This is a genomic window from Comamonas sp. JNW (assembly GCF_003105075.1).
Lineage (GTDB): Bacteria > Pseudomonadota > Gammaproteobacteria > Burkholderiales > Burkholderiaceae_C > Comamonas > Comamonas squillarum.
In genome coordinates this window covers 245116-262631 of sequence record NZ_QETI01000002.1, presented here as the reverse complement: position 1 = coordinate 262631, position 17516 = coordinate 245116, and the positions used below count along the sequence as shown (strand labels likewise).

13 protein-coding genes are annotated in these 17516 nt (G+C 60.1%); 8 read left to right on the top strand and 5 right to left on the bottom strand.

The window, feature by feature from the left end; all coding sequences use genetic code 11:
• Positions 1–33 precede the first annotated feature (33 nt).
• Complete coding sequence (locus tag DCO45_RS04215) at positions 34–414, bottom strand: hypothetical protein (RefSeq protein ID WP_133248066.1); 381 nt, start codon at positions 412–414, stop codon at positions 34–36.
• Positions 415–674: 260 nt separating this feature from the next.
• Entirely contained in the window at positions 675–2258 is a 1584-nt protein-coding gene (locus DCO45_RS04210; protein ID WP_279324798.1) for a THxN family PEP-CTERM protein, read from the bottom strand.
• A gap of 353 nt (positions 2259–2611) precedes the next feature.
• Between DCO45_RS04210 and DCO45_RS04205 the strand changes: the two genes are divergently transcribed.
• The 3 genes from DCO45_RS04205 to DCO45_RS23335 all read left to right on the top strand — a co-directional run bounded on the left by DCO45_RS04205 (position 2612) and on the right by DCO45_RS23335 (position 8136).
• Positions 2612–4528: a DUF11 domain-containing protein gene (locus DCO45_RS04205; protein ID WP_116924663.1), complete on the top strand. Its 1917-nt coding sequence runs from the start codon at positions 2612–2614 to the stop codon at positions 4526–4528.
• 1056 nt (positions 4529–5584) lie between these two features.
• Positions 5585–6748: a DUF11 domain-containing protein gene (locus tag DCO45_RS04200; RefSeq protein ID WP_165841117.1), complete on the top strand. Its 1164-nt coding sequence runs from the start codon at positions 5585–5587 to the stop codon at positions 6746–6748.
• 239 nt (positions 6749–6987) lie between these two features.
• The gene (locus tag DCO45_RS23335; RefSeq protein ID WP_133248064.1) at positions 6988–8136 is read left to right on the top strand and encodes a hypothetical protein; all 1149 of its coding nucleotides are present in this window, start codon (positions 6988–6990) and stop codon (positions 8134–8136) included.
• Positions 8137–8293: 157 nt separating this feature from the next.
• Here the strand turns inward: DCO45_RS23335 and DCO45_RS04185 are convergent, their stop codons facing one another.
• On the bottom strand, positions 8294–9100 hold the full coding sequence (locus DCO45_RS04185) for a sulfite exporter TauE/SafE family protein (protein WP_116924659.1): 807 nt from the start codon (positions 9098–9100) through the stop codon (positions 8294–8296).
• 105 nt (positions 9101–9205) lie between these two features.
• Here DCO45_RS04185 and DCO45_RS04180 point away from each other — a divergent pair, with 105 nt between their 5' ends.
• Positions 9206–10009, top strand: coding sequence for a helix-turn-helix transcriptional regulator (locus DCO45_RS04180; RefSeq protein WP_116924658.1), 804 nt, complete (start codon positions 9206–9208; stop codon positions 10007–10009).
• A 59-nt stretch (positions 10010–10068) separates the two neighbouring features.
• Positions 10069–10446: a cytochrome c gene (locus tag DCO45_RS04175; RefSeq protein ID WP_116924657.1), complete on the top strand. Its 378-nt coding sequence runs from the start codon at positions 10069–10071 to the stop codon at positions 10444–10446.
• Positions 10447–10629: 183 nt separating this feature from the next.
• On the opposite strand, the gene DCO45_RS04170 is transcribed toward DCO45_RS04175, so the two are convergent.
• Positions 10630–12030, bottom strand: coding sequence for an IPTL-CTERM sorting domain-containing protein (locus DCO45_RS04170; protein WP_116924656.1), 1401 nt, complete (start codon positions 12028–12030; stop codon positions 10630–10632).
• A 412-nt stretch (positions 12031–12442) separates the two neighbouring features.
• Here DCO45_RS04170 and DCO45_RS04165 point away from each other — a divergent pair, with 412 nt between their 5' ends.
• Together DCO45_RS04165 and DCO45_RS04160 are read left to right on the top strand one after the other, a co-directional pair.
• Entirely contained in the window at positions 12443–13807 is a 1365-nt protein-coding gene (locus DCO45_RS04165; protein WP_116924655.1) for a chloride channel protein, read from the top strand.
• A gap of 806 nt (positions 13808–14613) precedes the next feature.
• Positions 14614–16080, top strand: coding sequence for an IPTL-CTERM sorting domain-containing protein (locus DCO45_RS04160; protein ID WP_116924654.1), 1467 nt, complete (start codon positions 14614–14616; stop codon positions 16078–16080).
• Positions 16081–16289: 209 nt separating this feature from the next.
• On the opposite strand, the gene DCO45_RS04155 is transcribed toward DCO45_RS04160, so the two are convergent.
• Positions 16290–16637: a PRC-barrel domain-containing protein gene (locus tag DCO45_RS04155; protein ID WP_116924653.1), complete on the bottom strand. Its 348-nt coding sequence runs from the start codon at positions 16635–16637 to the stop codon at positions 16290–16292.
• Positions 16638–16847: 210 nt separating this feature from the next.
• Between DCO45_RS04155 and DCO45_RS04150 the strand changes: the two genes are divergently transcribed.
• The gene (locus DCO45_RS04150) at positions 16848–17498 is read left to right on the top strand and encodes an IPTL-CTERM sorting domain-containing protein (RefSeq protein WP_165841116.1); all 651 of its coding nucleotides are present in this window, start codon (positions 16848–16850) and stop codon (positions 17496–17498) included.
• Positions 17499–17516: the final 18 nt, after the last annotated feature.

Sequence of the window (17516 nt, the reverse complement as noted above, 5' to 3'; positions counted from 1 at the left end):
GAGGCAGAAACTGCACCTGGTCGCACAGCGCGGCTACTTCGGCGTCTCGTCGCTTAAGGTCGCCTCCGAGGCTTGCGACCACACCGAGGCCTTCTGCAAGCTGTCGGTCGAGGGCTGCGGCTTTATCTGCAAGATCGCCGCGGGCAGCGGCGTCGGCTTGGGCTTGCGCGCGATAAGTGGCGGCTCGACTGTCGGTGTTGCGGTGCAGGCGCTCAGCACGCGCAAGCCTAGCACGCTCATCAAAATCAACGCCTGTCTTGAGGTTCGCCAGGAGCCATGACGGTCCTCGTCAAAGACATGCTGGAGAATTTCGATTTTTCCGGCATACATACGCTGGCATCGCGGGGTGTCGAGAATGCAACGCATCCATAGACAGCGATAGAACACCTGCTTCGGTCTACCCAGCCAAGTCATGGCTCAAATGGCGTCAGACTTCATCGAAATAAGCCGGTTAGGGCCCGCAAAAGCAACCCTCAAGTGCTGCGCTGCACATCGTCCATTTGAACTGCCATTGGGGTTGGTGAATCGGTCTGGACAGCGTTCATCCAGCGACTGCTCCTGGCCAACCGGCGACTGTCGTAGACAGACCCATTGCCATGGCTCTAGACCCATCATCAGGGCCCGAACCGCGAGCGCATAGCACGGAGGCAGCCTCGCGCACTGCCCTGCCGCGCTCATCGCATGCGGCCGCCTGCCACAAGCCGTGGTCGGCGCCACACCACAAGCCCCATCAAGGCCGCCAGCACCGCCAGCGCAAACCCTCCGAGACCAGGCACGGGGGTGGGGTTGCTGGGATTCGTAGGGTTGGTCGGCGTCGTGACCTGCGGGGCAACCGCCGCGCTCGATGCATTGTTGCCCGCCGCTGCATCGCCCCCGCCATTGCTGTCATTGTCCGCACCAGCCCCGCCCACGACCGTGATGCTGGCGTTGCCGGCCATTGTAAAGCTCAGGGTGCAGCTGAGCGTGCCATTGGGCGGCAGATCAGCGGGCGCACTGCAGACAGGCGTGGGGCTGCCGGGCAAGCTGGCGGCGTTGGGGATGGCGCAAAAAGCCTGCAGTGCAGCGGCGCTGCCGGCATTGGTACAGGTGGTTGTGCAGCTGACAGCGGCACCGGCCGCTGCCGTGCCCGGGGTGCATACCGTGGTGCTGAGCATATCGGTCACAGCGCGCAGCGCAAACAGATTGCCACTCGATCCATCGGGCGGCACGCTGATCGCAATGCTTTGCACACCCGTGCTACCCGCCACGCTGGTGTTGAGCGCGCCTGGCGCGCCACTCTCTCCGGTCGTGCCCTGTTGGGTATAGGCCATCTGGTAACCAGCGGGCGGCGTCGTCGTGATGGCGCAGTCTGCACCGGTCGGTACATTCTCAAAACTGAAGCTGCCATCGGCTGCCGCATCCACCGGGCCTGCGCTGTAATCCGGCCCGGTGCACAGCAAAGACACGGCCACGGCCATACCGGCATCCAGGCCGTTGCCATCGTCTTGCGTGTTGGCGGGGTCGCTACCCTCTGCATATACCCGGCCCGAGACATTGGCCACCTGGGTCAGGTTCATCATGAAGGGGATCGCGTTGACCATGTTCTCCTGCGTGGTAAAGCCGATGCAGCCGACCTCCGCGCCTGCCGCCTCGCAAATCTCCGGATCCAGCGGAATGGCTGCAGGCTCAGGGAAAAAGCTGAAAGTAAACTCCTGGCCGTTCATCACCACGGTGCGGTTGACCGAACCGTCGAGCACCCAGATGTCGCTGCAGGGCACGCCGCCTGGCACCACACAGAGGGTCGGGTCGCTGCCGTTAGGAGTTTCAGAGAACTTGATGGTGTAGATGAAGTTCTCATAGGTGTAGGGATCACTGCTGCCTTTGGCTCTCAGACCGAGCGTGGTACTGATCGTGGCACTGGCCAAGGTGGCATAGCTTGAAGCCACGATATTGTTGGTATGGGTGTAGACATTGGCATATTGCGCGGCGCCATTGGCCACCAAGGTACCCGTCTGCTCACTGGCTGAGACACCGATACCACTGCGCCCGGTCCCAGCAGGCCCGCTGGGACATGCTCCCCAGGTGATATCAGTGGGTAAGACCAGTTCGCAGCCATTGGCGGAACCTGGGCCCGCGCCATTGAATGTGGTGGCACCCGTAGTCGTCACAAACCGGGCCGAGACGGTGTAGTCCCATTCCACCGGCGCGGCAGTGGCGCTGCCCATGAACAAGGCGCCAAGCAAACCCAGGACGGTGACGCTTATTCTTCGATGCAACATATTGAACCCCTCAACGAACTTTTGATATTCATTCTTCAACAACGAAAAATGAATCAAGAAAATCTACATGCAATGTAGTGGGTTCGCCATCGGGATATGTTAATTTTTAAAAATTACAATCAGAAACACAAAGCTATCAAACGAAATAATGGAGGATTTAAAGAAATCTCAATAAATCCAAAAAATATTTAAATTAAGCAAAGATGCAGTTTGAAACCATCTGCTAGATTTCTCCCTGTTTTGCGGCTCGCATATACACGATAGATGTAAGTTATGCTAGATAATATTCAATTGATTTAGTTTATCTTGCAGGTGCATATGGGATATTTTTCAATTGGGATGGAGTTTTCAAGATGAGACTAATTCACAGACAGGCTGCTCTTTTTGCAGTGTCGCTTGCAGGGCTGACGGCTGCTGCTGGCGTACAGGCTGCGACATTGGCTTGTGGTGCGCCCTTACGCATTCACACCGCTAAGGCGACCTGGTCAACGGATGCCCAATACGTACCTCCTCCAAGCGGCACCGCCACAGGTGCAGCAGCCATTGTGGACGACTACAAATGGCGCGGCTGGTTTGATAAAACGACTGCGGTGCATACCAGCGGAGCAGGCGATCTTGCCGGCACTCCGCTCCAAGGGGATTGGATTTCTTTTGGCGATGCCCAATACCCAACGGGCGCAGGTGCGACAACGGGTGTCGGCCCCTATCCGGAAGTGAATGCGCGCGGTGTGGTGGCAAATGGTGCCTGGGTTGAAAACAGAATTACTTTCTACTACAACGAGCCTATCACCATTCCCAGCAATATCAAGCTTTCCAGTATCAAGATCATCGGTAGTGGCGGAGTAGATGACAGCTCGGAATTTGTTGTTCGCCCCGCTAGCCCGCCTTCTGGCAGCACGACCTGGTTGCAGATGCAGAATCTGGGAATGAGTTATGGTTCTCCAGGAACTATTAATCTGGACGGTAATGACAACGGTCTGGGTTTCTATTATGGAGACAACACCATCGGTTTTGTGGTGTATAACACTGCATCGACCACCGCCAGTTCTGGAAATCCAACTGGCCTCATTGCAGATTTTGAAATCACGGCCGATTGCCAGGATGAGCCTCCCGCCCAGCCCGCCACCATTCTGGCTTGCCCCGCCGGCAGCCAAGCTGGTGATGAAGTCCGTGTTGGCCCATTCACCACCAACGCCAGAGACTGGAAATGGACGCAGCGCATGAATGCGGCAGGAACCGCCCTGGAGAACGTCGAGCAGCCTTTGTTTGACAGCTACCGGTATCGCAGCTATTTCGATCCAGCATCGCTGGCAACGGCTACCGACGCCCGCTGGATCAGCCCGGGAACGACAAACCCTGCGAGCAGCGACATTCCTGGTGTGCCTTACCCAGTGGCTACCGGCCAGTCTCGGGGCATCCAGGACGGCTCCACGTTCGTGATGAACCAGCCTGTCAATATTGGCAGCAATGTCGATTTGGCCAGCATCAAGCTCACCGGGCGGTTTGCCTTTGATGACTATGGAAGCTCCGTCTATGTGAAGCCTGCAGCTGGTGCGGAATCTGCTGCGGGACCCGTGTATCTGCCCAATGGCTACGGTGCATTCTCGACCTATACAACGTCCGCAGCGCTTGGTTTTGCACGCGGCAATAACACCGTGGGCTTCCGCCTGGATGGCGGTCAAAAAACCAACGATTGCGCCGGCGGCACTTGTGCGTTGGGTGCCATTGCTGACTTCTATGTCACCGCAGCCTGCACGGGTGAGCCTCCAAGTGCCGACCTGTCCATCACCAACGCCAGTGCCGCGACCAGCGTAGCACCTGGTGCAACGGTGACCTACACTGTCACCGCCAGCAATGCCGGCCCGGTGGAAGCCACGGGCGCCACGGTCACCAACACCCTGCCTGCCGCATTGACAGATGCCGCCTGGACCTGTGTGGGCGCAGGCGGCGGCACCTGCAGTGCATCGGGCAGCGGCAATATCAGCGACACGGTCAACCTGCCCGTCGGCGCCAGCGTGACCTACACCGTCACCGCCAAGGTCGCTGCAAATGCCACCGGTTCGCTGGCCAGTACGGCAAGCATCGCGGCTCCAGCGGGCATGGATGACCCCACTCCGGCCAACAACAGTGCAACCGCCAACAGCGTTATCGCCACCCCTGGCTCTGCCACCCCAGTCCCCGCATTGGACCTGGCTGGCTTGGCACTGCTGGGCGGATTGAGTGTCGGTATCGGTGCCTTGGCACTGCGCCGCCGCCAACGCAGCCAGTGAGGGCTAGAAGTCTCAGGGCCTGAAGACTGAGCGAGTTACTACTGATCGCCTCCAGCTGGAGGCGATTTTTTTATTCCAAGACCTTTCGACAATGCAATACCAACAGCCGACTCGGCCATTGCTGACAGGCCGCCCCCACAAACCGGTATGACGAGCGGCATTTGCCAAGACATTGACCAAGCGCTTTAGCCAGACAAGACACCGCCCTCTTTGGGCTGCCTCTGCACAAGCCTCACCAAGCGCGACGGACACCGATCGGGTTAAAACGCTCAACGCGCCCCTTAAAGGCGAACCGGAGGTATTGCCGAGAAAGACATGGGATTGGATCGTCCGAGAGCACGTTCAGACCATGGCGGGGAGTTGTGCAGAAGTTCCCAAGGCTCACAGCCTATATCACATCCCTGCCGTGAACCGGTATTCGGCACGCATCACGCAGCGGACCATCCATCTGCCTCAAAAAATAGCTGGATAACCCCATTCCCGCTGCACTGTTAAACCGTACCGCCCCATCATTCGCACCCGCTTGGTTGAAAAGGGGTATTGACAATGGCCAATCCCAAGTTATCTACAAAAATCAAAAAATCAAAGGGAATTAAATAAAAACAAAGAAAATGGATAAAAAGCAAAGGTTTTGAATTTGCACACCATCCGATTTGAAACAGCTCACAAAAAAAATGCTACCCATGTCCACCTGCGCCTTGACCATGATTTAGGTGTGTGGCATTGTAAACAGCGTGACCGAGTGAATAGAAGGGCATAGGATTCCGCTATCGTGATCCTTCCATCATTCAAAGCCAAGAGAACTTGCATTTTTGTTTTATTACTGCATTCGCTTCAATTCAGTAAAGGGTGAATATGACCGATTCTAAAAAAATGCCGCCTGGCTCAGCCTTTCCAGCATTTTCGTCGCCACTGACGAATTCTCCCGACCTTAAAAAGACATTCAAGCAGCTGCTTATCTCGGCCGCTTTGCTATTACCAGCCGTATCGATGGCACAAGTCGCCTGCGATAGCCGGCTTTTTCTGTCGCAAAACGCACCGACCTCGTTAAACAGCGTGTCTACGGATACCAATCCGATGGTGTTTACCGGCATTGGGGGGGCTTCTGCGGTTTCCTACAATGCCTTGGGCTATTCCCCCACCGATGGCCAAATCTATGCCATGCGCACCGATGCCAATGGCAATAATCTGCTGAGCGTCAACCAGAGCACTGGCGCTGTCACCGTTGTGGGCGCTGTGACGGGGCTGCCAGCGAGTCCCGCTTACAACTCGGGCACGGTGGGCAGCGATGGCACCTACTATGTCAAACCCTTTGGCAACACCTCGGTGATTTATGCCATTGATACGAGCGCACTGACGGCTACCACCATCACCTTGGATACGGCATTCACGGCCTCGGACATCGCCTGGGTCGGTGGCGCTTCCGGGGGCTTATATTCAGTGTCTGACGCAGGCCAGCTCTATGCCATCGATGTGGGTACTGGAGCCGTCTCGGCCATGGGTACGCCAGACGGCACCGGTGGTGTGCTTGGCGCGCAATTCGGTGCCACCAACGGCATGTTTGGCTCGGCCAACAATGGCAGCGGTTTTTACCAGATCAACCTGCTCACCGGCGTCAAAACGCTCATTGCCGGCTCGCCCGGATCGGGCACCAACGATGGCGCCAACTGCCCGAATGCGCCCATCCGGTTTCCTGCGGATTTGAGCATCACCAAAACCAACGGCCAAACCACCTATGTGCCGGGCACCAATGTCGTCTACACCATTACCGTGCGCAACAACGGTCCGTTCACCGCCGTCGGCGCCAAGGTGACGGATGTATTGCCCAGCGGCATCAGCACCGCCAACTGGTCCTGCAGCGCTTCGGCCGGTGGAAGCTGCACCGCCAGTGGCGCAGGCGGCATTGATGACACCATCAATCTGGCGGTGAATGCGACCGCGACCTATACGCTGACGATGGCCATCCCAGCCAGTTTCACGGGCAATCTGGTGAACACCGCCACAGTCGAAGCCGATGGCTCCAGCGCCAGCGCAGTCAATACCAATCCCGACCCGGACCCCTCCAACGACACGGCAACGGACACCGATACCCCTGCCACCGTTCCCCCCGTTGCGGCACCTACCCCGGTACCCACGATGACCGCGCTGGGCCTGCTCGTGCTGTCTCCATTGATGGGTTTGGCGGGCTTGATGGGCATGTCTCGTCGCCGCAAGGTCTGACCTCCGCATACGGACGTACACGCTGAGCCCAGCTGCGACAAAAGAGCTTCGTAAGTGCCTTATTGGCCCCAGCGAGGCTCTTTTTTTTGGAGCTCGTGCAGCGGAAAGCTTCAAGGCCTTCGATCACGCAGCAACACCCCTGAGGGATTCTCTGCATCACCCTCGCTCAATGGGCCAGCCCTCTCCCATGCTTTCACTGGAAAAAAATGAAAAATCCAATACTCGCAAAGTTAGCAACCGTGGCCTGCTTCGGGGTTGCAGGCCACGCCATAGCCGCAGATTGCGTCAATGGCGTCAATGCGGCGGGCACCTGCACGGTGCCTGCAGGGGTAACCCACATCAGCTTTGAGGCCTGGGGTGGCGGCGGTGGCGGGGGCTCGAATGACCAGGGCTGGAACGGCATCGCAGGGGGCGGCAGCGGCGGCGGCGGCGGGGCTTATTGCAAAGCCCGTCTTGCAGTGACTGCAGGCAACGAGCTGCTGGTCATCATCGCTGCCGGCGGCACGCCTGGCTTGGTCAACAGCGCAGATTGGACAGCCACCGGAACGCACAGCACAGGAGGCGGGTTCTCTGCAGTGACGGGGCCCGGTGTGGTCGGTGTGACTGCCAATGGCGGCGGCGGTGGCGGCGGCAGCACCGTGGACCTCAACTATTACGATGGCGCACGCGGCTTACCGGGGGAAGGTGCGACCGCAATCCGTGGCGGCACCGGTGGTGCTGGAGGTGCCAATTTCCTGGGGCGCCCTGGCGGACTGGGCGGAGGCGGAGGCGCTGGCTCCATCGGAGGCTCGGGTGGCGCAGGTGGCAATGGCGCCAATGGAGTGGACGGAAGTAGCGCACCTGATTGGGATGGCAGCTGGGAAGGGCCCGGCATACCCGGAGGAAATGGGACGGACGGCGGCAATGGCGGGGATGGCGGTAACGGCGGCGACGGTGCCATAGCTGGGATAGGCGGCGCTGGCGGACAGGCGGGCTACGAAGGCCATGGTGGAAACGGTGGCTCGGGCTCTCCCGGCTATGGGTACGGAAACATAGGTACCAATGGCGTACCTGGAGTGCCCGGCATGCCGGGAGCAGACGGCCTGATCCTGACAGGCCCATTGGCCGTGGCAGCATGCGAAGGAGAAAGCATCGCAGGCGCCAATGGATCGGGGGCAAGCGGCGGCGCTGCCGGAGGAGTCAACGTCGGGGCCGGCGCTGGCGGCGACGGTGGGCAACCGGGGCAGGCCGGTATGGTCCGCATGACTTTTGTCGTGGAGCCGGATCCACCGACAACGCCCGTGGAGCCCACCCCCGTGCCCACGATGACAGCCTGGGGCCTGCTCGCGCTCTCGCCCATCATGGGTCTGGCTGGCTTCTTGGGATTCTCGAGGCGCCGCAAGGTCTAGGAACCCTTTGCAACACAGTCTGCTGTGGTCTAAACGCAGGCGCGGGTGAGGCAAAGGATCCCAAGGTATGAAGAGCTTTCCCGCTGGCTTTTTACGCTGGTTTGCGCAGCCCCATGGCTGAGCAACCCCTCCCCCGGCGCCCATCATCCAGCGGCCGTCAATGCACCACCATGGCCAAGAGCACCGCACACAGCAAGGCGATATAGACCTTGGCATGGATACGGTCGGGGATCTTGCCGATCCAGCGCGACGCGACCCGGATACCCAACCAGGAGCCCGCCACCAGCACCAGGCAGGCGCGCACATCGATGTAGCCCAGATGCCATGGGCCCAACGGGGCCGTGTTGGACGCCAGCAGCGCGTAGGTGGCGGTGCCCACGATGGCCATCGGCAATGACAGCGGATTGGCTGCAGCGGTAGCGGCCGTCATGCTGGCGCCGCGCCGGCGCATCAGCGGGACGGTCATGACACTGCCGCCGACTCCCAGGCAGGCGGCGATTGCGCCGATAAAAAGCCCCAGCGCAGCGGCCGCTGGCTTGGCCAGAGGGCGCATCCGGCTGCCGCGCTCTTGGGTAAAACCGGGCCGCAGCAGGCTGTCGAGAATCGTCAACGCGAGATAGCCGACGAACGCCCAGCGGATCCAGCCGCCGCTCAGCACCAGCGCAGCCATCGCCCCAGGGATGGCCCCGAGCGCCACATAGCCCAGCAGCGGCCGCACCTGGCCCCAGGGCACCGTGCCGGCCTGGTGGTGCCGCCAGCTGGCCAGCCCGGCGCCAAAGACCATCACACAGGTGGATGTGGCCACCGCGATGTGCATGGCGGCAAGCCCCTGCGCACTGTCTGCGCCATACACCCCCACCAGCACCGCATACAGCACCGGAACGACGACAAAGCCGCCGCCAAAACCAAACAGCACGGTGGTCACACCAGCCAGAACCCCAAAACACAGCAGCAGCAAATACATGGACAGGGACCATCAACGGTTGCAAAACGCCACGATAGAGCGCCAAGCTGCGGCTGGCTTTCGATAAAAAGCCAAGCATCCTTGCATTTAGGCCAAAATCGGCCGATGCACAACATCCCTCTTGCATCGGTAGATGCCGTGGCCCGGCCGCTCCTGGCCATCAGCACCGACTATGCACCCGGCACCCTGCTGGACACGCACAGCCACCGGCGCGCGCAGGTGCTGTACGGCATGAGCGGCCTGATGGAAGTGGAAACGGACGATGGCGCCTGGGTGATCCCGCCCTTTAGCGGTGTCTGGATCCCCGCTGGCAAGCCCCACCGGGTGCGCATGCAGGGCGTGAGCACACGCAGCCTGTATATCGAGCCCGCTGCTGCGCCCCGCCAGGGCCGGCATTGCGAAGCGCTGGTGGTCAGCGCACTGCTGCACCAGCTGCTGCTGGCCTCGATCACGATGGAGGCGCTGTATGACGAACAAGGGCGTGATGGCGCCTTGGCCCAGCTGCTGATGCACGAAGTGCGCCAGGCGCCCACCATGCCCTTGTTCGCGCCGATCCCGCAGGACCCGCTGCTGGCTGCGCGGTGCAAGGCCTTCTTGAAGGCGCCACAGATCCAGGCCGCGCCTGAGGCATGGGCTGCTCAGTTGCACAAAAGCCTGCGCAGCTTTAACCGGCATTTTCGGCAGCAGACCGGCATGAGTTTTGGCGCCTGGCGGCAGCAAGCCTGCTTGCTCGCGGCCCTGCCCCGCCTGGCGGGCGGTCAGTCGGTCACCCAGGTCGCGCTTGATCTGGGCTATGACAGCCCCAGCGCCTTCTCGACCATGTTTCGCAAGCGCTTGGGGAGGGTGCCCAGTGGCTTTATGCGGGCCGCGTCATCTGGCAACGAAAATCCGCCGGGCACCGCCCAGTGACAGCAGAACGCCTGCGGCCTGCGACACAATATCGCGGGCTACAAATTCGATAACACCCCATGAATAAAACCGTCCTCGCCTCGCTCGGCCTTCTGCTCCTGGCACACGCCACCTGCTCACAGGCAGACAACAGCAATGGCAAAAATATCTTTGTGCAGCGCTGCGCCATGTGCCATGGCGCTGACCTCCAAGGCAGCGGGCCGCTGGCGCGCAAAAGCAACCCGCCCACACCCGATCTCACCACGGCAGCTTTCAAAAAGCGCCTGCACGATTACCCAGGTGTCATCGTCTCACCGGTGGTGCTCCGGCCCAACGGCGATCTGATTCCGAAAACCTTGCGCGAGAACGGCGTCAAGCTGCCAGCCTTTGCCTGGCGGGTGAAGGATTTGCGGGACTTGAACGAGTACATGGGCGCCGAGATCGCGAAAAGGCGCTAACGCAGACACGACCTGAAGTTCATAGCTTTCCGCTCGGTGGACGCGGTTTGTGCCCCGGTACGGGCCATATCTTGCTGCATGGGCGCCTGCAGCGAGCCATGTTGTAGGCCCGCGCAATGCAGAATGCGAAAAGAGCCGCCACTCGGTCTTGCGGACCTTGGAAGCTCCCAGCTTGCCGTTAACCTACGCGGTGCGCTTGCTGCTTCGGCCCCTGCCCACCACCCCTAAGAGCAACGACAGGCACACCAAGCCCCATGCGCCCAGTGTTGGCACCGGAGCAGGGGCAGCCTGCGCGGAAATGGTGATCGTATAGCTCTGCGTCACGCTGTTGACGGCAGCCTTGGTCGCGCTAGCCAAGCTGATGGCCGTGCTATCCGACACCGTGACACTAAAGGTACTGATCTGGGTCTTTGTGGGTGTGCCTGTGATCGCTCCCGTTGTCAGATCCAGGCTCAAGCCCTCTGGCAGTTCACCATCGAGCACCAGGTGGTAGGGCGCCACGCCCCCTGAAACCCCAATACTGGCGGTGTACGTCTTGCCGACTTGACCATTGGGCAAGCTGGGGTTGACGGTCAGATCCAGTGGATCAATGACGAGCGTGATATTTGTGCTCTTGTCCCGGTTCTCACTGTCAACCACCGAAATGGTGACCTCCGCAGTGGTCGCCTCCGACGGCACACCATTGATAACTCCCGTCTCGGCGCCGATGCTCAACCCTGCCGGCAATCCGCTGGCCGACCAGGTATAAGGAGCAGTCCCCCCACCTGCAGTCATCGTGCTGCTATAGGCCACGCCGATCTTGCCGGCGGGCAAACTCGCCGGTGAAATCGCCAACACCACCAGGGGATAGCCACGCCAGGCCGCACCGGCTTGGTCTACGACCCAGAAGCGACCATTGGCAAAACTAAAGCTGAAATGGGAATCAAAAGAGGTGCCCGCACCAGCCAGGGAAGTCTGGCCAACCCGCTGCCCCGCAGCATCCCAAGCCGATACAACGCCCTGGGAATAGGTAAACCAGTAACTCCCCGATGCACTGATGCCTCGATTCTGGGGATAGTCGTTCTCGCCCGGTTGGGTGCCAAAGCCAACCAAGGCAACGCTGCCCAACGGACTACCCGCGAGGCTCCAACGATAGACGTTTCCTTCTACCAGTGCAATGTATTCGTTGCCGGCGCCGTTCAGCACCACCCCCACCTGCTGCTCCGTCAGATCCGTCAGAGTGACAAGTGGTGCAAATGTGCCGGCAGCCGCCTGCTGGTAAATAGTCGCGTCGTTGAATTGCCTCGCGTACAGGTTTGCGCCTTGCGTGAACACCGACCGAAAGTCCAGTCCGGAGGCAAACTTGGCGACCAGTGCACCGGCACTGCTGTACTGCGCCAGCCGTTCGCCACTTGCGCTGCCGCCTGAAGAAGACCAGTAATGGCTACCGTCATACGCCAGCGTCATCGAGGTGCTGGCCAGTTCGTCTTTGAATGACAGGTCAGAGCTCAGCGTGCCATTGGTAAAAATGCCTGTTTGGGCGAAGCTGCTGGTGGCGGCTACTGCCGCAATGACCAAAGGAAACAGAAGGCGTTTTATGTACATAAATGTTTCTCTGTAATGAGCACCCGCAATGTAACAAAAAACAAGCTATGTGGAAATACTTTTAATAGTTGCTGTTAAACAGCCACAGAGCGACAGGCACCTTTGCTGCAGTTCAGCGCGCGGGCTGCCGCTGCCGCCTCCCCAAAGGTTTGTTCGCTGCACGCTCAGCGCGCCTGCAACCGCGGTGGCGTACATTGCGCCCCACTTCATGCCTGGATCGCGGCGCGTTGTGCCGACCAGCGCATCCGAAGCGCGATGGGAGTCAGGGACTGAATGACGCATGTCAGGCTTCCTTTACATACACATCCGTTTTCGCCCCAAAAACCTGAGCGTTATGGTCACGGGTTGGAAGGCGGCCTGACTGGCCACAGTCGAATTGACTAGACTGGCACCCTCACTCCATGAGGGCGCAATGCAGCAAGAACCCGATTTCGTACAGAACCTGAGGCAAGAATTCGGGGATGGATGGCGCTGGGTGGAGCGTTGCATTGTGCTGGCCTACGCTGCGGCAGCGGGCCTGTGCGTGGTCGGTTTCACGATGGTGGCCGAGAAGGCCTTTGACTGGTTCATGCACATCTACCACTGGCAAGGTGGCTGGGCGGTGCTGGTCTGGACTCCGTGCCTGACAGCAGCCATTGTGTGGGCCACACGCCGCTGGGCGCCTGGCGCTGCGGGCTCGGGCATTCCACAGGTCATGGCCGCGCAAGAGACGGCGCTCAACGACCCGCAGCGCAGCCGCTTTGTCTCGCTGTGGTTGTCTGCCTGCAAGATTGCACTGGCCGGACTCGGGTTTCTGGCGGGGCTGTCGATTGGCCGCGAGGGGCCGTCCGTGCAGGTGGCCGCCGGCGTCATGCACCATGCCAAGCGCTGGTTTGGTCCGCGCTCAGGCATTACCAGCCATGCGCTGCTGGTGGCAGGCGGTGCAGCGGGCATTGCAGCCGCCTTCAATGCGCCGCTGGCAGGGATCGTTTTCGCCATTGAGGAGCTGTCCCGCAAGCTGGAATCTCGCGCCAGCGGCCTGATCATTGCCGCCATCGTGCTGGCCGGTCTGATGGGCGTTTCCGCATTTGGCAACCTGAACTATTTTGGGCGCATCCAGGTGCCCAGCCTCAACTGGCACGCACTGCTGCCCGGCATCTGTGTGGCCTTGAGCTGCGGCGTATTGGGGGGCCTGTTTGCCAAGCTCATGGCTGCGTCCCTGACCGGCGCGCCAGAGCGCCTCAACCGCCTGCGCGCGCAGTATCCCATCCGCTTTGCAGCTGCTGGCGGCTTGCTGATTGCCGTCATCGGCCTGTCCACCAGCGGCGCCACCTTTGGCGCCGGTTCGGAAGAAGTCAAGCACATGCTGGCGGGAGAGGCCGAGTTGCCTGCGCTGTATGTGACGCTCAAATTCATCGCCACCTGGCTGTCTGCCTGGGTGGGCGTGCCTGGCGGGATCTTCGCGCCCTCGCTGTCGATTGGCGCAGGTGTGGGCCACAACGTCTCGCTGATGCTGGGCAGCGACATCGCCCCCGCGTTGATTGCGATGGGCATGGCCGCTTTCCTGGCCGCCGTCACACAAGCCCCGCTCACGGCCTTCATCATCGTGATGGAGATGGTCGATGGGCACTCGATGGTGCTGAGTCTGATGGCCGCCGCGATGCTGGCCAGCCTGGTCTCACGCATGATCGCCAGGCCGCTGTATGAGACGCTGGCCAACTACATGCTCAGCCAGGTGCAGAGCGCAGCGCCCACGCCAGCGGAGCAGGCCGTGCAAAAGCCAGCCGCTTCATCCTGATCATCCAGATCGCCCTGGCCCAGGCCCGTAGGTAGCGCTGTCCATCCCGGTGGCGCCATTGCCACTGCCGCGCTCCAGCGTCACTGTGACCCGCGCCAGGTCATGCACAGGTGCCAGCTGCGCTTTGTATTGCGCGAGCGCCTGGGGTTATGGGCTGCGCACAGCCACGATGGCCGCACATCGCTTTGGCCCGATCAGCGGCTGACACCGCTAGAGCGGGCTGGCGGCCTGCCAAACAATGGGACGGACGGCGCAGCCCCAAGGTCACACCTACGGCCATCTTCGTGATGGCCACCTGCTCAAGCAGCATCCTCAGTGAGCACGCGCGGGCTCTATCGATGGGCAACCGGTTCAGGACCTTATTCATACCCACGGTCAGACAATTATTAAACAACCATTATTAATTGTTTTGGTTTATCTTGCCATTGAATAAAAGCTGCGTTGATTGTGAACAATATTAATTTCCATCGCTATTTACCCCTTCGCCCGCCAAAAAATACAAATAACAAACTTCTTTAAATAAAACCAAAGATGCCTGTATGGTATTGCGTTGTACAGTTCCAACTGTAAGTTTTTGTTTTGCCGCCAAGCCCTTAAGAGACATGAACCCATAACTTTCTGCACATTCATGTCAAATATATGGATCTTGACCTATTAGCCAGCAGTTATCAGGCAATTATCTCCACCCGGGTTATCTGGTTGTGCGGCCATAGAGGCAGCCCCATACCCTGCCGCATTGAATGAATGGTGGGTATTTTTCTCAACCGAGGCATATTTTCGCCTCCCCTAGAGAATGGAATTGAATCATGCGACAACAAATGCAGACCCTTGCTGCAGCGCTTGCGATGGCGGTGCCTGGCTTGTCCAGCGCCGCGTTCGTTTCTGGTGCGGTGAATTACAACTTCAGTTCGATCTATTCCGGGACCTCGGAAGAGCTCAGATACGATGCCAATGGGGCGCTGTATAGCGATGAGCCAGTACTGCTGATTTGCATTGACCATTCCACACAACCGCCTTTTGCCAACGCCGCCACACCCGTCCCCCAAGCCCAATTTGACACGGAAGCGGGCGCCAGCGCCATCAAGGGCGCCTCAGGAGCGGCGGGTGAGGCAGCGATTTACTGGCTGCTCGACCAGTACTACCTCAGCTATTACAAGAATGGGAGCGTGGAGCAGCGGCGAGCCCTCCAGTATGCACTGTGGGAGCTTGGCAACGACTACGACGGAAGCGCCGCCAGCATCAACATCAGTGCAGGCGCATCCCGTCCTGCTTCAGAGAACGTCATTGAGTATGGCGGCTCGGACCAAGCCGCATTTGTAAGCGCGTACAACTCCTTGTACGACGCCATGAAGGCCAGTCTGCCGACGCTGCGTACCTCCTACCGGTCCGGCACCTACACGATGGACCTGTTTCGCAATCGCGATCCTGCCTACCAGCACATGGTGGCCTTGATCGAACGCGCACCACCGAACACCGTACCGATTGCCGAGCCGACGATCACCGGCACCTCGCAGGTCGGCTCCACCGTGACCGGCAGCTACACCTATGCGGACAACAACAACGACGTTGAAAACCCCAGCGGTACCACCTACCAGTTTGTGACCAGCGCCAGTCCCAGCATCAGCAGCTCCAGCGACGGCACGGTAGTGGCGAGCGGAACAACCGGAGGTGCAAGCCAGACGCCCACCTACACCTTGCAGCCAGCGGACCAGGATAAAAATATCTTTTTCTGCGTCAGGCCAGATGCACAAACCGGCGCAACCCCCGGGCTGGAGGTCTGCACTACCGCGCTGGGCCCGGTGACCGAGCTGCCACCCAATGTGGTGCCCACGGCCGTCCCGTCGATCACCGGCACACCCCAGGTCGGCTCCACCGTGACCGGCAGCTACACCTATGCGGACAACAACAGCGACGTTGAAAACCCCAGCGGCACCACCTACCAGTTTGTGACCAGCCCCAACCCCAGCATCAGCAGCTCCAGCGACGGCACAGTAGTAGCGAGCGGCACCACCGGGGGGGCAGGCCAGACGCCTACCTATACCCTGCAAGCCGCAGACCTGAACCAATATGTCTTCTTCTGCGTCAAGCCTGCCGCGCAAACCGGTGCAAGCCCTGGGCTGGAGGTGTGCACCAGCCCTGTAGGGCCGGTCACCACCCGCGTGGTGCAGCAGGCGCCTACACCGGTGCCAGGCTTGGGCCCCTGGGCGCTCATGGGCTTGACACCGCTGATCGCCCTGCTGGGGATCCGGCGCCAGCGCAAGCACATCGGCTAAATACCATCGCCGATCACGGATAGCCACCGCAAGGTGGCTTTTTCATGTCCACGCATGCTGGGCAGATGTGCCGGCGGCTGGCTCAGCCCGCATGTTCCTTTGCGGGTAGTTTATGGTCGGGTGCAGGCACCTTGACCCAAAGACCACCAAGGCAAAAGCGCCGGAGCTGTGTTGCACAGCACACGGCGCTCTGCGCGACATGATCGACCTTAAGCAGTGGCCTTCGGATACACAAACTGGGGCAGGCCCTGCAAGGTCTCCTTGCTCGCATCGGGGAGCAGCAAGCCGTACTTGCCCACTTTGAAACGCGAGAACTCAATGGCGACATCGTAGGTGCCCAGGCCCATAAAGCCGCCAATGCCGACAATGGCAAAAATAAGATTGTCTTCCTTGCCGACGATCACATCATCCACGGTACCAATTTCCTGGCCGTTGGTATCGTGCACCGGCTCGCCGATGAACTCTTTCCTGACGCTCCAACCCGTTGCCAGAACCTCAGCCCCCCGGGGCGAGATCGCAAAAGGTGTATGGATGGTGACTGTTTCTTGGTTATCCATAGATCCACCACAAAAATTGATGCAGGCTCAAACTGTAGCAATCTTTACGTGCACTTGTGCCCTCGCCAGGCCAACTCTCAGCAAAAAGGCGTGGCGTCTGACAATAGCGTCTAACACAGCTTCAACGCCCATGAAATCCCCAGAATACGGGATAGTAAATACTTGCAAATGCGATACATTTGTTTGCATTCCACACACATGGAGATTGCGATGAAAACATTGCTGTGCGCCGGCGCCCTGGCCCTGGCCGTCGGGGGCTTTGCCTCGGCCGCGAATGCGGCGTTGGTGCAGTGGACCCTGACAGACGTGAAGTTTGTCGATGGCGGCACCGCCTCTGGCTCCTATGTGTTTGATGCCACCACCCAGACCTTTAGCGCCATCAATGTGACCGCCACGGGCACGGAGGGCATACCGGCTGCCAGCTTCAGCAATACCTGCGATGGCTCCAACTGCGACGCCTACCTGCCCGACCCGGCACAAAACATGATCTTTGTGCCTGCTGACACCAGCGATCTGACGGGCAAGCAAGTCATTTTGCTGGACCTGCAAAGCCCGATGACGGATGCCGGTGGCACGATTGCGATCAAGCCGCCTGAAGCAGAAGCGGCAGTCACGGTGGCACTACGGAACAAGGCCTTTTCCACCTTCTGCCCCGATGCCACCTGTTCAGGCCCAGGCGCCATGCGATTTATCGCCTCGGGTGAGGTGGTCGGTCGTGCGGTGGTAGTGCCTGCCGTGGCTCCCACCCCGGTGCCCACCCTGGCCCCATGGAGCCTGGCCTTGCTGTCGCTGGTGCTGGCACCCATCGCCTGGATGCAGCAACGCCGCCAACGCGCAGTGGCAAAGCCAGCGCGGCGCTGAGCCAGGCACGGTCCCCGG

What these genes read in the sequence shown, in the direction of transcription:
- DCO45_RS04215 (WP_133248066.1), bottom strand. Translation starts at nt 414, where the DNA reads ATGACTTGGCTGGGTAGACCGAAGCAGGTGTTCTATCGCTGTCTATGG.
- DCO45_RS04210 (WP_279324798.1), bottom strand. Translation starts at nt 2,258, where the DNA reads ATGTTGCATCGAAGAATAAGCGTCACCGTCCTGGGTTTGCTTGGCGCC.
- DCO45_RS04205 (WP_116924663.1), top strand. Translation starts at nt 2,612, where the DNA reads ATGAGACTAATTCACAGACAGGCTGCTCTTTTTGCAGTGTCGCTTGCA.
- DCO45_RS04185 (WP_116924659.1), bottom strand. Translation starts at nt 9,100, where the DNA reads ATGTATTTGCTGCTGCTGTGTTTTGGGGTTCTGGCTGGTGTGACCACC.
- DCO45_RS04180 (WP_116924658.1), top strand. Translation starts at nt 9,206, where the DNA reads ATGCACAACATCCCTCTTGCATCGGTAGATGCCGTGGCCCGGCCGCTC.
- DCO45_RS04175 (WP_116924657.1), top strand. Translation starts at nt 10,069, where the DNA reads ATGAATAAAACCGTCCTCGCCTCGCTCGGCCTTCTGCTCCTGGCACAC.
- DCO45_RS04170 (WP_116924656.1), bottom strand. Translation starts at nt 12,030, where the DNA reads ATGTACATAAAACGCCTTCTGTTTCCTTTGGTCATTGCGGCAGTAGCC.
- DCO45_RS04165 (WP_116924655.1), top strand. Translation starts at nt 12,443, where the DNA reads ATGCAGCAAGAACCCGATTTCGTACAGAACCTGAGGCAAGAATTCGGG.
- DCO45_RS04160 (WP_116924654.1), top strand. Translation starts at nt 14,614, where the DNA reads ATGCGACAACAAATGCAGACCCTTGCTGCAGCGCTTGCGATGGCGGTG.
- DCO45_RS04155 (WP_116924653.1), bottom strand. Translation starts at nt 16,637, where the DNA reads ATGGATAACCAAGAAACAGTCACCATCCATACACCTTTTGCGATCTCG.
- DCO45_RS04150 (WP_165841116.1), top strand. Translation starts at nt 16,848, where the DNA reads ATGAAAACATTGCTGTGCGCCGGCGCCCTGGCCCTGGCCGTCGGGGGC.